The 13,215-nt window shown below is 72.4% G+C and carries 14 protein-coding genes; 7 read left to right on the top strand and 7 right to left on the bottom strand.

Annotated elements, in window-relative coordinates; genetic code table 11:
• The first annotated feature begins 89 nt into the window (after positions 1-89).
• A complete protein-coding gene (locus ACY0MJ_RS20530) occupies positions 90-983 on the top strand; it encodes a LysR family transcriptional regulator (protein WP_462640408.1) in 894 nt (297 codons plus the stop codon).
• On the opposite strand, the gene ACY0MJ_RS20525 is transcribed toward ACY0MJ_RS20530, so the two are convergent.
• Genes ACY0MJ_RS20525 through ACY0MJ_RS20515 form a run of 3 tightly spaced genes read right to left on the bottom strand, consistent with a single transcriptional unit; the run spans position 934 to position 3,629 of the window.
• Entirely contained in the window at positions 934-1,767 is an 834-nt protein-coding gene (locus ACY0MJ_RS20525; RefSeq protein ID WP_462640407.1) for an IclR family transcriptional regulator, read from the bottom strand. The genes ACY0MJ_RS20530 and ACY0MJ_RS20525 overlap by 50 nt on opposite strands.
• A gap of 45 nt (positions 1,768-1,812) precedes the next feature.
• On the bottom strand, positions 1,813-2,637 hold the full coding sequence (locus ACY0MJ_RS20520) for an alpha/beta fold hydrolase (protein ID WP_462640406.1): 825 nt from the start codon (positions 2,635-2,637) through the stop codon (positions 1,813-1,815).
• The gene (locus ACY0MJ_RS20515) at positions 2,637-3,629 is read right to left on the bottom strand and encodes a Bug family tripartite tricarboxylate transporter substrate binding protein (RefSeq protein ID WP_462640405.1); all 993 of its coding nucleotides are present in this window, start codon (positions 3,627-3,629) and stop codon (positions 2,637-2,639) included. Before ACY0MJ_RS20515 ends, ACY0MJ_RS20520 begins: the two co-directional genes overlap by 1 nt.
• Positions 3,630-3,720: 91 nt before the next feature.
• Here ACY0MJ_RS20515 and ACY0MJ_RS20510 point away from each other — a divergent pair, with 91 nt between their 5' ends.
• Both ACY0MJ_RS20510 and ACY0MJ_RS20505 read left to right on the top strand, forming a co-directional pair.
• Positions 3,721-4,695 (top strand): LysR family transcriptional regulator, encoded by a 975-nt coding sequence (locus ACY0MJ_RS20510; RefSeq protein ID WP_462640404.1) that lies wholly within the window; start codon positions 3,721-3,723, stop codon positions 4,693-4,695.
• Positions 4,679-5,176 carry a DUF3237 family protein gene (locus tag ACY0MJ_RS20505; protein ID WP_462640403.1) on the top strand — a complete coding sequence of 166 codons (498 nt, stop codon included), beginning with the start codon at positions 4,679-4,681 and terminating at the stop codon, positions 5,174-5,176. The genes ACY0MJ_RS20510 and ACY0MJ_RS20505 overlap by 17 nt, the downstream gene beginning before the upstream one ends.
• 21 nt (positions 5,177-5,197) lie before the next feature.
• On the opposite strand, the gene ACY0MJ_RS20500 is transcribed toward ACY0MJ_RS20505, so the two are convergent.
• Entirely contained in the window at positions 5,198-5,680 is a 483-nt protein-coding gene (locus ACY0MJ_RS20500; RefSeq protein ID WP_462640402.1) for a DUF421 domain-containing protein, read from the bottom strand.
• 85 nt (positions 5,681-5,765) lie between these two features.
• Between ACY0MJ_RS20500 and ACY0MJ_RS20495 the strand changes: the two genes are divergently transcribed.
• The 3 genes from ACY0MJ_RS20495 to ACY0MJ_RS20485 all read left to right on the top strand — a co-directional run bounded on the left by ACY0MJ_RS20495 (position 5,766) and on the right by ACY0MJ_RS20485 (position 7,823).
• A complete protein-coding gene (locus ACY0MJ_RS20495; RefSeq protein WP_462640401.1) occupies positions 5,766-6,053 on the top strand; it encodes a DUF1330 domain-containing protein in 288 nt (95 codons plus the stop codon).
• 2 nt (positions 6,054-6,055) lie between these two features.
• On the top strand, positions 6,056-6,181 hold the full coding sequence (locus tag ACY0MJ_RS20490; RefSeq protein WP_462640400.1) for a hypothetical protein: 126 nt from the start codon (positions 6,056-6,058) through the stop codon (positions 6,179-6,181).
• 100 nt (positions 6,182-6,281) lie between these two features.
• Positions 6,282-7,823 (top strand): acetolactate synthase large subunit, encoded by a 1,542-nt coding sequence (locus ACY0MJ_RS20485; protein ID WP_462640399.1) that lies wholly within the window; start codon positions 6,282-6,284, stop codon positions 7,821-7,823.
• Positions 7,824-7,928: 105 nt separating this feature from the next.
• Here the strand turns inward: ACY0MJ_RS20485 and ACY0MJ_RS20480 are convergent, their stop codons facing one another.
• From ACY0MJ_RS20480 to hutI, 3 genes are read right to left on the bottom strand one after another with little or no spacing between them, the layout of a single operon-like run.
• The gene (locus ACY0MJ_RS20480; protein ID WP_462640398.1) at positions 7,929-9,293 is read right to left on the bottom strand and encodes a formimidoylglutamate deiminase; all 1,365 of its coding nucleotides are present in this window, start codon (positions 9,291-9,293) and stop codon (positions 7,929-7,931) included.
• Positions 9,286-10,083 carry an N-formylglutamate deformylase gene (hutG, locus tag ACY0MJ_RS20475; RefSeq protein ID WP_462640397.1) on the bottom strand — a complete coding sequence of 266 codons (798 nt, stop codon included), beginning with the start codon at positions 10,081-10,083 and terminating at the stop codon, positions 9,286-9,288. The genes ACY0MJ_RS20480 and hutG overlap by 8 nt, the downstream gene beginning before the upstream one ends.
• Entirely contained in the window at positions 10,080-11,327 is a 1,248-nt protein-coding gene (gene hutI / locus ACY0MJ_RS20470) for an imidazolonepropionase (protein ID WP_462640396.1), read from the bottom strand. Before hutI ends, hutG begins: the two co-directional genes overlap by 4 nt.
• Before the next feature lie 63 nt (positions 11,328-11,390).
• Between hutI and hutU the strand changes: the two genes are divergently transcribed.
• Positions 11,391-13,094, top strand: coding sequence for a urocanate hydratase (gene hutU / locus ACY0MJ_RS20465; RefSeq protein WP_462640395.1), 1,704 nt, complete (start codon positions 11,391-11,393; stop codon positions 13,092-13,094).
• The last annotated feature ends 121 nt before the right edge of the window (positions 13,095-13,215 follow it).

Raw genomic sequence — 13,215 nt, 5'->3', positions numbered from 1 at the left:
TGGGCGATGGGATGGGACGGGGACAGTCTAGGAAGCGCCCGCTAGACTTGCCAACGAATTCGGGCGATGGGGTTTCATCGCCGCCAGCGATGAACCTCAAGCAACTGGAAACCTTCGTCCAGATCGTCGAGCAGGGCAGCTTCGCCGCCGCCGCCGATGCGCTGCACACCACGCAGTCCACGGTCTCGGCGCGCGTCAAGGACCTGGAACATTTCTTCGGCGTCGAGCTGTTCGACCGCAGCGCCCACCGCGCGCAGCTCACGCCCAAGGGGCGCGAGCTGTTCGGCATGTCCAGGCAGGTGGTGGGCGCGCTGGAGCAGCTGCGCGAGCGCATCTCGGACCGGTCCTCGCTCACCGGGACGCTGCGCCTGGGCGCGGTCGGCGTGGTCGCGGGGACCTGGCTGCCGGCGCTGCTGCGCGAGCTGCGCGCGCGCCATCCCGCCCTGCAGCTGGAAGTGGACGTCGGCCTGTCGAAGACGCTGGTGCAGAAACTGCGCTCGTCCCACCTCGACGTCGCCATCGTCGCGGGCCGGCTGGAGGACGACGAACTGCGCTGCGAGCCTGTGGGCGAGGAGCGGTTCGCGTGGATGGCGAGTCCCGCGCTCGGCGCGGGCGGCGCGGACCTGGGGCCCCGCGAGATCGCGGCCCATCCCGTGATCTCGTTCCCGCCGGACTCCATCCACCACGCCGGCCTCAAGGCGTGGTTCAAGGCGGGCGGCGCCCGCTTCGAGCCCGCGATCACCTGCAACAGCATGGAAGTCATCGCGCGCCTGGTGGCGCAGGGGCAGGGCGTGGGCTGGCTGCCCTGCGACTACTACGGCGCCGAGGTCTCGCTCGGCAAGCTGGAAGTCCTGCAGGTCCGGCCCGCGCTGCCGGGCGTGGAGTTCACGTTGCTGTCGTTCGCGCAGCGGCCGACCGCCTTCGCGTCGGCGGTCACCGAGGCCGTGAAGTCGCTGCGCCGCCGGCGGCGCGCCGGGGGCTGAGCGGCGCGGCCAGGCGCACGCGGTTCAGCGTCGTGCGCGGATGGCCGCTGCCCAGCGCGTCGGAGATCGCGGAGGCCGTCGCCATCACCGCATCGGCCCAGGCCGGCAGCACCGACTTGCGGAAACCCGCCGCGGGCCCGGAGATGCCCACGGCGGCGATCACGAAGCCGCGCATGTCCATGATGGGCGCCGCGATGCCCCAGACGCCTTCGCGCCATTCCGCCCGGTTGGTCGCGTAGCCGCGCTCGCGCACCTTCTGCATGTCCTTCAGGAAGGCGCCGCGCTCGGTGATCGTGCTGTCCGTGTGGCGGCGCAGCGCGGCGCAGGCGGTCTCGAGCACGTGGTCGCCGGCGAACGCGAGCTGCGCCTTGCCGGTGGCCACGCAGTAGGCCGGCACGCGCCCGCCGATCTGCGTGTACGCCCGCACCGGGCTGGCGCTGTCGACCTTGTGCACGTAGACCACCTCGATCCCGTCGAGCACGGAGAGGTGGACGCTCTCGCCCGTCAGCTCCATCAGGCTTTCCATTTGCCGTTCCGCGTGCCGCCGCAGGTCCAGCTTGCCGAGGACGGCGGACCCGAGCTCCCACAGCTTGATGGACGGCGTGTAGGTGGCGCTTTCCTCGTCGCGCAGCACGAAGCGCGTGTCCACCAGGGCCTGCATCAGGCGGTGCACGTTGCTCTTGCCCATGCCCAGCTCCTTGCCGATCTGCGTCAGCGTCAGCGGCCGGGGGCTGCGCGAAAGGAGTTCCAGGACCGCCAGGCCCTTGAGCAAGGTGTTGTTCATGAGCGCCGCAGTCTAGTCCGGTCGCCGGCCCGCGCCCCCGGCGGCTCAGACCCGACGCTGCAGGAACTCCAGCACGCGTTCATTGAACACCTGCGGCTGCTCGCGGCTCACGCCGTGCCCGGCCCCGGGCACCCGGCGCGCTTCGGCGCGCGGCATGTGTGCGGCCACGCTGGCGAAGATCTCGCGGTGGATCGCCGGCGTGTCCTCTCCCGACAGCAGCAGCACCGGCATCTCCAGCGCCGCCAAGGCCGTCGGCGGCAGCAGCGGGAATTCGTCCTCCGACAAGGCCAGCATCTTCATCGCCCGCAGGTTCTGCAGGCGCCGCTGCATCGCCTCCGTGCTGCCGGCCGGGGCGCCCGCGCCGTTGATGCCACCGGTCATGATGCGGCCGGCCAGTTCGTCCTGCCCGGCGCGAAAGGCCGCGTTCGCGGGTTCGATGGTGTCGCGGCGGAACGCGGCACGCGCCTGCCGGCCCGCTTCGGTGAGCTCCGCGTAACGCATCATCGGCGGTTCCACCGCGACCACCGCCTGCACGCGCTGCGGGTGGGCCACGGCGAGGGCCAGCGCCGTGAAGCCGCCGTACGAGCTGCCGACGAGAATGGCGCGCTGCCAGCCGAGCGCATCCAGCAGCAGGCGGAGGTCCTCCGCCTCGTCCAGCGCCGAATGGCGCGGCGAAGGCATGTCGTTGCGGTTGGGATGGCTGTAGCGACGGCTGTAGGTCACGCAATCGTAGCGCGCGGTGAAGGCCGACCACTGCGCCTCCCAGGAACGCCAATCGCCCATGGCGCCGTGGATGAACACGAGCGGCGTGCCCGCCCCGGCGCGCTGGTAGTGCAGCTCCACCCCGTTGGGCAGCAGCGCGCGCTCCATCACTCGACCCGGATGCCGGCGTCCCGGATCACCTTGCCCAGGCGCGTGCTCTCCGCCCGCAGGAACTGACGCAGCGGCTCGCCCGCCACCAGGCGGTCGGGCGCGACCATCGCCAGTTCCTCCAGCTTCGTCCGAACGGCGGGCGTGGTGCGCACCTTCTGCCAGCTCGCGGAGAGCGCCTCCAGCACCGGCCTGGGCGTGGCCGCCGGCGCGAAGGTGATGATCCAGCCGAGGTATTCGAAGTCGCGCAGCCCCGATTCGTGCACGGTCGGCACGTCGGGCATGGACGAAACGCGGTCGCGCGTGGTCACGGCCAGCAGGCGCAGCTTGCCGGCCTTCACGTTGGCCATCGCGACGTTGGGCGCCGTGAACATCAGCTGGATCTGGCCGCCCAGCAGGTCGGCGACGGCCTGGCCGTCACCCTTGTACGGCACGTGCAGCATCTTCACGCCGGCCAGGGAGGAGAACAGTTCGGTGCACAGGTGGCCGGAGGAGCCGTTGCCGCCGGAGCCGAAGGAGATCGCGCCCGGCTTCGCCTTCGCGTAGGCGATCAGTTCGGCCACGTTCTTCACCGGCAGCGAGGGATGGACCACCAGCGCGAAGGCGCCCGCGCCCAGCATGTTGATCGGCGCGAAATCGGCGGCGGGGTCGTAGGGCAGCTTCGGGAACAGGTGCGGCGCGACGCTGATACCCGACGGGCCGGAGACCAGCAACGTGTGCCCGTCGGGCGCGGACTTCGCGGCCAGGTCGGCGGCGAGCGTGCCGCTGGCGCCGGGGCGGTTCTCCACCACGAAGCTGCCACCGAGCACGGGACCGACGCTGTCGCCGAAGATGCGCGCCAGGAAGTCCGACGGGCCTCCGGGCGGCGCGCCGACCAGCAGGCGCACCGGCCGCGTGGGATAGCCCGCCGCCGGCGCGGCGCTCGCAAGCCAGGGGGCGGCGCCGGCGGCGCAGGTGGCCAGCAACTGGCGGCGGGTGAGTCGCACGGTCATCTTGTCTCCTTCAGTGGTGGCGGGATTCTGGGTGCGCCAGCCTTCAGCGGCCAATAGAATCGGCGCCTCTGCGATCACGGTTGCTTATACCTTGCACCAACCCGCCTCCGTCCTCCTGAACCGGCTGCTGGCCCGCGCGCGCTTCCGCCACGTGCAGGTGCTCGTGCAGCTCGGCGAGCTGGGGAGCGTGCGCCGCACGGCCGAAGCGGTGGGCATGACGCAGCCGGGGGTCACGCAGGTCCTGGCCGACCTCGAGCGCATGCTGGAGGTTCCGCTGTTCCACCGGCACGCGCGCGGCGTGCGTCCCACGCCCGCCTGCGCAGACGTGCTGCCGCTCGCCCGGCAGATGCTGCTGGGGCTGGCGGCCAGCGCGGAAGCGGTGGCGGCGCGGCACGGCGCCGGCGAGGGCGTGGTACGCCTGATGGCGACGACGGCGGCCGTGAATGGCCTGCTGGTGCGCGCGCTGCCCGACTTCAACCGCGCCGTGCCCGCGATCCAGGTGCAGATGAAGGAAGCGGAGATCGACGACCAGATGCTCGCGATCTCGCGCGGCGAGGTCGACATGGTCAGCTGCCGGCAGCCCGCGGTGCTGCCGGAGGGCTGGGACTTCCGCGCCCTCGTCCCCGACCGCTTCGTCGTCGCCTGCAGCGCCGACCATCCGCTGGTGCGCCGGCGCCAGCTCGATTGGGACGACGTGGCCGGCGAGACCTGGCTGCCGTCCCCGGCCGGCGCGGCGGCGCGCAAGCGCTTCGACGCGATCATGGAGCCCTTCGCGGGCGAGCTGCGCATCTGCCAGGTGATCACGCGCATCCCCGCGCTCACCTGGGCGCTGCTGCGCCGCCAGCCGCTGCTGACGATCGTTCCCTATTCTGTGGTCGCGCACCTCGTCGACAGCGGCGAGCTGGCGGTGCTGAAGATGCGCGAGGCGATGCCCTTCGAGCCGATCGGCCTGATGCTGCCGCAGCAGGACGTGGGCGCGGCGACGACGCGGCTGGCGGATTTCCTGCTGAAGTACGCTGCGAACCCCCGAAGCAAGGAAAGGAATGCAGGTGGACCCCACCGATGATCTCGCGCCGCTGCAGGCGCTGGCCGCGGCCCTGCCCGTGCCGCAGCCGCGCGCCACGCTGGTGTGGAGCGCCGCTGTCGACGTGGCGGAACGGGAGGCACTGGGCAGTTCGCCCCTGGGCGAACGCTGGATCGTGCCGATCACGGGCGGCCGCTTCTGGGGAGCGCCGGGCTACGAAGCACTAGGTGGACGCGTACGCGCAGGCGGGGCAGACCGGCAGCTGCTGCGCGCCGACGGCATCAAGGAGCTGCGCGCCGAGTACGAGATGGAGACGGACGATGGCGCGGTCCTGACCGTGCTGAACCAGGTGCTGGTGGACGACACGGTGCAGCCGCAGCGCTATGCCATGTCGCGCATCCAGGTGACCGCGCCCGAAGGGCCGCATGCCTGGCTGAACCGCCGGCTGTTCGTCGGCACGCTGCAGTCGCTGCGGCCAGGCCGCCAGACCGTGCTGGTGCGCGGCTACCTGGTCGACGCCTAGTGCATCCTCCGTCGCGCGCGCTCAGTTCTTCACGACCGTGATGTTCCCGCTGGCTTCCAGCACGATCAGGCGCGCCTCCTCGGCATGGTCCAGGCCCGCGCGGCGCACCGCTTCCTGCAGGGTCGCCTGGCTGACCGCGTGCCGCTGCAGCATGGCGCCGTCCACGCGGCCCTCGTGCGCAAGGCGCACCGGCCCGCCTTCCAGCAGGCGCGACACCGAAGGCCAGCGCGAGGAAGCGCGGGACAGCGCCCAGTGCAGCACCATCAGGAGGGTGGTGGCGGCAAGCGTGCCGAACAGGTCGGCGTTGCCCGTCAGCGCCCGGCTGAGGGTGGAGCCCGTGACGATCGCGACGATGATGTCGAGGGCCGTCCACTGCCCGAACACGCGCCGGCCGGCGACGCGGACCAGGACGAGGCCGTAAACGAAGACGACCGCGGCGCGCGCGCTTTCCTGCAGCCAGTTGGTGTGGCCGGTGGGGCCGAAGACGGTGTCGATGCTGATCATCCTGTGGACTTCCGGGGTGATTGCCGCGGCCGCTGGCCGGCCGCCGATCTGCTGGCGTTATTCTCGCAGCAGGAAGGAACGACCCATGCCCGCCTACGCCCTCGGTTTCCTGCGCTACAAGGACCCCGCCGCCTACCAGCGCTATTCCACGGCCCTGAATCCCCTGCTGCCGGCCTACGGCGGCGTGCTGCTGGCCGGCGACAACCACCCGGTCGCCCTGGCGGGGCCGCCGTGCGACCGCGTCGTGCTGCTGCAATTCCCGGACGCCGACGCGGCCCTGCGGCTGTTCCGGTCGCCCGAGTACCTGGAGATCGCGAAGGACCGCGACATCGGGGCGGAGGTGGAACTGCAGGTCGTGAACGGCCTGGAGTAGGAATGGAAGCGACGAGCGAGACGAGCGAGGGCACCCCGGTCACGCTCGGCATGCTCGCGCAGGCCCTCGACGGGTGCGGCCTCGCCGCCGGCTTCGCGCTCGCCGGCACCCTGAACAGTCCTTCCTGATCGCCGGCGAGAAGGAGAAGGACGCGCCGCTGCTCTGACGGCGGCGCCGGCGCCGGGCTGCGGCTACCATCCGCAGGATGTGCAGCCCAGGGAACCCGCCATGAACGGCGCCCGCAGCCTCGTCGACACGCTCCTCGCCTCGGGCGTGGACACCTGCTTCGCCAATCCCGGCACCAGCGAGATGCACTTCGTCGCGGCGCTGGACCAGGGCGCCGGCATGCGCTGCGTGCTGGGCCTGCAGGAGAACGTGGTCACCGGCATGGCCGACGGCTACTGGCGCATCGCGGGCAAGCCGGCCTGCACGCTGCTCCACTGCGGGCCGGGCCTGGCCAACGGCCTGGGCAACCTGCACAACGCGCGGCGCGCGCGCAGTGGCATCGTCAACATCGTCGGCGACCAGGCGACCTTCCATCGCCCGCACGATGCGCCGCTGACGGCGGACACCGATGCGCTCGCGCGCACCATGTCCGCGTGGGTGCGCACCAGCAGCCGGGCCGAGGACGTGGGCCGCGACGCGGCGGCGGCCGTGCAGGCGGCGCGCACGCCGCCGGGACAGGTCGCCACGCTGATCCTGCCTTCCGACGCCTCGTGGAACGAGGGCGGCGTGGTGGCCGCGCCGCTGCCGGTGCCGGCCTGCGTGCCGCTCGACCCCTCGTGCGTCGAACGGGCGGCGCGCGTGCTGCGTGCGAGCCGCAAGGTGCTGTTGCTGCTGGCCGGCGAGGCCGTGCAGCCGGAGGCGCAGGCGCTCGCCTGGCGCATCGCGCAGGCGACGGGCGCGCGGCTGATGGCCGATTACGTCAATGCCAGCGTCGCCCGCGGGCGCGGCCGCCTGCCGCTGCAGCGCGTGCCGTACAAGACGCAGATGGCCATCGAGGCGCTGCAGGGCTTCGAGCACATCGTGCTGGTGCATGCGAAGGCGCCGGTCGGTTTCTTCGCGTATCCGGGCCTGCCGTCGACGCAGTATCCGCCCGACGCGCAACTGCACGTCCTGTCGCGCCCGGGCCAGGACGCGGTGGCCGCGCTGCGCGCCCTGGTCGAAGCACTGGCTGCGCCCGAGGCGCCGCTGCCCGACGCCGGCCCGCGCCCGCAGGTCGCGAGCGGCGCGCCCACGCCCGAGAAGCTGGCGCAGACGTTGGCCGCGCTGATGCCGGAGCACGCGATCGTGTCCGACGAAAGCGTCTCCTACGGCCGCGGCTTCTACGGGCCCACGCACGCGGCGCCGCCGCACGACTGGCTGCACCTGGGCGGCGGCGCCATCGGCGACGGCCTGCCGGTCGCCACGGGTGCCGCGATCGGCGCGGGCGGACAAAGGCGCGTGATCGGCCTGCAGGCCGACGGCTCGGCGATGTACTCGCTGCAGGCGCTGTGGACGCAGGCGCGCGAGCGGCTGCCCGTCACCACCATCCTGCTGGCCAACCGCAAGTACGCGATCCTGCAAGGCGAGTACAAGGGCGTCGGCGCGACGCCCGGGCCGACGGCGCTGCGCATGCTGGACCTCGGCGATCCGGAGCTGTCGTGGGTGCAGCTCGCCAACGGCATGGGCGTGGAGGCGGCGCGGGCGACGACGATGGAGGAATGCGCCGACCTGTTCGCGGCGAGCCTGCGGCAGCAGGCGCCGTTCGTGATCGAGTTGATGGTTTGAGGGTTGCTGGGGTTCGCCTGCGGCTCACCGCCAGCCTACGAAGACCGGCACTCGACGAACCGTAAGCCGTAGGCTGGCGGTGAGCCGCCAGGCGAACCCCAGCAATCACCTCGCCCAGATCGCCCGCATCGCGGCGACGTATTCGTCCCGCGGCAGCGGATCGCCCGCGTCCTGCCCCGCCACGACCACGCGCGCCATCGCCGGCGCCGGCGCGGAAAACACCAGCGCATCGAGCAGCGCCTCTTCGGGGACACCGGCCACTGCCGGCGCACTGGAGTCGATCACCGCGAAATCCGCGCGCTGCCCCATCGCGATCCCCGCGCAGGGCAGGCCCGCCGCCGTGCCCGCGCCCGACAGCGCGCCTTGCAGCAGCACGCCCGCCGTGCTTTCCGCGCCGCCTTCGCGGGCCGCGACATTGCGCCGACGCAGCACGAAGCGCTGCGAGTATTCGAGCAGGCGCAGCTCCCCGATCCAGCTGCGCGTGACGTGGCTGTCGGAGCCGATCGTCCAGCGCCCCTGCGCGGCCAGCCAGGCGGGCAGGTCGAACACGCCGTCGCCAAGGTTGGCTTCGGTGCTCGGGCACAGCACGATGCTCGCGCCGGTGCGCGCCAGCGCAGCCAGTTCGTCCGGCTGCGCCTGCGTCGCGTGCACCAGGTTCCAGCCGGCATCCACGCCCGCATGCCGCAGCAGCCATTCGACCGGGCGCAGGCCATGGTGCCGCAGGCAGTCGTCCACTTCCAGCTGCTGCTCGGCCACGTGGATGTGCACCGGCAGGCCGCCCGCGCGCGCCGCCGCGGCGCACTCGCGCAGCGCGCCATCGTCCACCGCGCGAAGCGAATGCAGCGCGATGCCGGCGTTCACGTTGCTCGCGCCCAGGCGCTGCACGGCCTCCGCGATGCGCATCACGCTTTCCGGCGTGGACGCGAAGCGCCGCTGGTCCTCGCGCAGCCCTCGCGCCCCGAAGCCGGAGCGCATGTACAGGGTGGGCAGCAGCGTGAGGCCGATGCCCGCGCGCTGCGCCGCGCGCACCAGCGCCAGCGCCATCTCCGCCGGGTCCGCGTAGGGATGGCCGTCGGCGTCGTTGTGCAGGTAGTGGAACTCGCAGACCTGCGTGAAGCCGGCGGCCCGCAGCTCGGCGTACAGGAAGGCGGCGATCGCCTCCAGCTGCGCGGGGCCGATGCGCAGGGCCGCCGCGTACATCCGGTCGCGCCAGCTCCAGAAGTCCTCGCGCTGCGGCGCGGCGCGCTCGGCGAGCCCCGCCATAGCGCGCTGGAAGGCATGGCTGTGGCCGTTCACGAGCCCGGGCAGCACGGGGCCGGGCAGGACCTCCGCGCCCGCACGTTCGTTTGCGGGGCAGCCGGGGCGCACCTGCGACCATGCGCCGTCGGGGGCCGCAACCAGCAGCACGTCGCGTGCCCAGCCGCCGTCGATCCAGGCGAGCGGCGCGAAGAAGCGGCGTGCTTCAGCCATGGAGCGAACGCGCGGCCTCCTGCGCCGCCTGCACCATGGCCCGCACGACCGGCTGCACGCGCGCGGCGCGCGCCGCGTCGTAGTCCCAGGGCGGGGCTTCGCGCATGTAGGTGCACTGGCACATCTCCAGCTGGACCGCGTGCACCCGCTCCGCGGGACGGCCGTACTGGCGCGTGATGTAGCCGCCCTTGAAGCGGCCGTTGACCACGTGCGTGAATTCCGGATGCCGCGCGGCGGCGGCCGCGACCGCCGCCGTGATGGACGGGTCGGCGCTGCGCCCGTCGGCCGTGCCGATGTTGAGGTCCGGCAGGCGGCCCTCGAACAGCCACGGGATCTCGGCGCGGATGCTGTGTGCGTCCCACAGCAGCGCGTAGCCGTGCTGCGCCTGCAGGCGGGCGATCTCCGCCTGCAGCGCCTGGTGGTAGGGCACCCACCAGCGGGCGTGGCGCTCGCGCTGCTGCTCGGGCGTCGGCGCGGCGCCCTCGCGGTACAGCGGATCGCCGGTGAAGAAGCGCGAAGGGCACAGCTCGGTGTTGGACGCCCCGGGGTACATGGGCGTGTCGTCCGGCGGCCGGTTCAGGTCGATCACGTAGCGCGACACGGTGGGCTGCAGGATGCTCGCGCCCAGCTCCCGCGCGAACGCGTACAGCCGGTCCAGGTGCCAGTCGGTGTCTTCCGCTTCCAGCGCGCGCTCGACGTAGCCGCCCCGCAGTTCCTGCGGGATGTCGGTGCCCATGTGGGGAATGCTCACCAGCAGCGGAACGGAGCCGCGGTGCAGGCTGCAAGTCATCGTTCTTGTCCTTCCACGAAGGTGGCGCGGCAGGGGTTGAGGCCGATCGCGTAGGCCAGTTCGGCGGGCTGCCGCACGTCCCAGAGGACGAAGTCGGCGCGCAGCCCGGGCGCGAGCGTACCGCGGTCCGGCAGGCCCAGTGCGCGGGCGGCGTTGCGCGTGACCCCGGCCAGCGCTTCCTCGGGCGTGAGCCGGAACAGCGTGCAGGCCATGTTCAGCATCAGCAGCAGGGAGGTGCAGGGCGAGCTGCCCGGGTTGCAGTCGGTGGAGATCGCGACGGGAACGCCGTGCGAACGCAGCAGCGCCACCGGCGGCAGCCGCGTCTCGCGCAGGAAATAGAAGGCGCCCGGAAGCAGCACGGCGACGGTGCCCGCCCCCGCCATGGCCTGCGCGCCGGCCTCGCCGAGCCACTCCAGGTGGTCGGCGCTGAGCGCGCCGAAGGAGGCCGCGAGTGCTGCGCCGCCGCTGTCGCTCAGCTGCTCGGCGTGCAGCTTGACCGGCAGGCCCAGCGCGTGGGCCGCCTCGAACACGCGGCGCACCTGCGCAGTCGAGAAGGCGATCGATTCGCAGAACGCATCGACGGCGTCGACCAGCCCCTGCGCGTGCAGCTGCGGCAGCATGCGGCAGACCTCGTCGACGTAGTCGTCGGCACGATCGCGGAACTCGGGCGGCAGCGCGTGCGCGCCGAGGAAGGTGGTGCGAACGTCCACGCGCTCCTCGCGCCCCAGCTGCCGCGCGACGCGCAGGCACCTGGCCTCCGCTTCCAGCGACAGGCCGTAGCCCGACTTGACCTCGAGCGTGGTCACGCCCTCGGCCAGCAGCGCGCGCAGGCGGCGGCGCGAGGCATGCAGCAGGCTTGCCTCGTCGGCAGCGCGCGTGGCCGCCACGGTGGACACGATGCCGCCGCCGGCCCGCGCGATCTCCTCGTAGCTGGCGCCGTTCAGCCGCGCCTCGAACTCGCCGGCGCGGTCGCCGCCGTACACCAGGTGGGTGTGGCAGTCGACCAGGCCGGGCGTGATGAGGGCGCCCTGCGCATCGTGCTCCGCCGCGCCGCGGCGCAGCGCCTCGGGCAAGGCAGCGCGCTCCCCGACCCAGGCGATGCGGCCGTCCTGCACCGCGAGCGCGCCGTCGGTGATGAGGCCGTAGGGCGTGGCCGCGTCCGCGGCCATCGTGGCGATGCGCGCGTTCGTCCAGACGCGGCAGAGCTGGCGCGGTGCGTCGTGGCCGGTCCCGAAGAGGTGCATCGGCGCTATGCTGCTCCCGGAACGCCAGCTTGTGTACACAGCTCGCGCCCCGGGGAGCACGCCATGTCCGACCTGTCCGAAACCCCCTTCCTCGCCGCCGGGCCGCGGCCCGTGCAGGCGCCGCGCGGCAGCCAGCTGAGCTGCGCCAACTGGCAGGTCGAGGCGGCCTACCGCATGATCCAGAACAACCTGGACCCGGCCGTGGCCGAGAACCCGGACCAGCTGGTCGTGTACGGCGGCATCGGCAAGGCGGCGCGCAACTGGCCCTGCTTCGAGGCCATCCTCGCGACGCTGCGCCGCCTGCAGGCGGACGAGACGCTGCTCATCCAGTCCGGCAAGCCGGTGGGCGTGTTCCGCACGCACGCCGGTGCACCGCGCGTGCTGATCGCCAATTCCAACCTGGTGCCGAAGTGGGCAACCTGGGAGCACTTCAACGAGCTCGACCGGCAAGGCCTGATGATGTACGGGCAGATGACGGCCGGCAGCTGGATCTACATCGGCACGCAGGGCATCGTGCAGGGCACCTACGAGACCTTCGCGGAGGCCGGCCGGCAGCACTACGGCGGCGATCTTGCCGGCCGCTGGGTGCTGACCGCGGGGCTGGGCGGCATGGGCGGCGCGCAGCCGCTCGCGGCCTCCTTCGCCGGTGCCTGCTCGCTCAACATCGAGTGCCAGCAGTCGCGCATCGATTTCCGCCTGCGCACCAAGTACCTCGACCAGCAGGCGAAGGACCTCGACGAGGCGCTCGCGCTCATCCAGCACCACACCAGCCGCAAGGAGGCCGTGTCGATCGCCCTGTGCGGCAATGCCGCGGAGGTCGTGCCGGAACTCGCGCGCCGCGCCCAGGCCGGCGGACCGCGCCCCGACATCGTCACCGACCAGACCTCGGCCCACGACATCATCAACGGCTACCTGCCCGCGGGCTGGACGGTGGAGCAGTGGCAGGCCGCGCAGAAGGACCCGTCGCAACACGCGCGCCTGAAGCAGGCCGCCGGCGAATCCTGCGCGCGGCACGTGCGCGCGATGCTCGCCTTCCACGCGATGGGCGTGCCGACGGTGGACTACGGCAACAACCTGCGCCAGGTGGCGCACGACTTCGGCGTGGTGGACGCGTTCGCGTATCCCGGCTTCGTGCCCGCGTACATCCGGCCGCTGTTCTGCCGCGGCATCGGCCCCTTCCGCTGGGTCGCGCTGTCCGGCGACCCGGAGGACATCCGCAGGACCGACGCGAAGATGAAGGAGCTGTTCCCGCAGAACAGGCACCTGCACCGCTGGCTCGACATGGCCGGCGAGCGCATCGCCTTCCAGGGCCTGCCGGCGCGCATCTGCTGGATCGGCCTGGGCGAGCGGCATCGCGCGGGCCTGGCCTTCAACGAGATGGTGAAGCGCGGCGAGCTGAAAGCGCCGATCGTGATCGGCCGCGACCACCTGGACAGCGGCTCGGTCGCGTCGCCCAACCGCGAGACCGAGGCCATGCGCGACGGCAGCGACGCCGTGAGCGACTGGCCGCTGCTCAATGCGCTCCTCAACACCGCGAGCGGCGCCAGCTGGGTGAGTTTCCACCACGGCGGCGGCGTCGGCATGGGTTACTCGCAGCATGCCGGCGTGGTGATCGTGTGCGACGGCACGGCGGAAGCGGCGGAGAGGATCGGGCGCGTGCTGTGGAACGACCCGGCGACGGGGGTGATGCGGCATGCGGACGCGGGGTACGAAGAGGCCGTCGCTTGCGCGCGGGAGCACCAGTTGAACCTGCCGATGATCGGATGAGGCGGGCGGTGGGGTTCGCTGCGCTCACCGCCACCCTACGAGATCCGGGGAGGGGATGGTGGGGTTCGCTGCGCTCACCGCCACCCTACGAAGTCCGGGTTTTCGTAGGGTGGCGGTGAGC

The organism is Ramlibacter sp. bp-362 (assembly GCF_054956735.1).
Note: the sequence above shows the minus strand (reverse complement) of the source record. Positions and strands in the feature narration are given on the sequence as shown.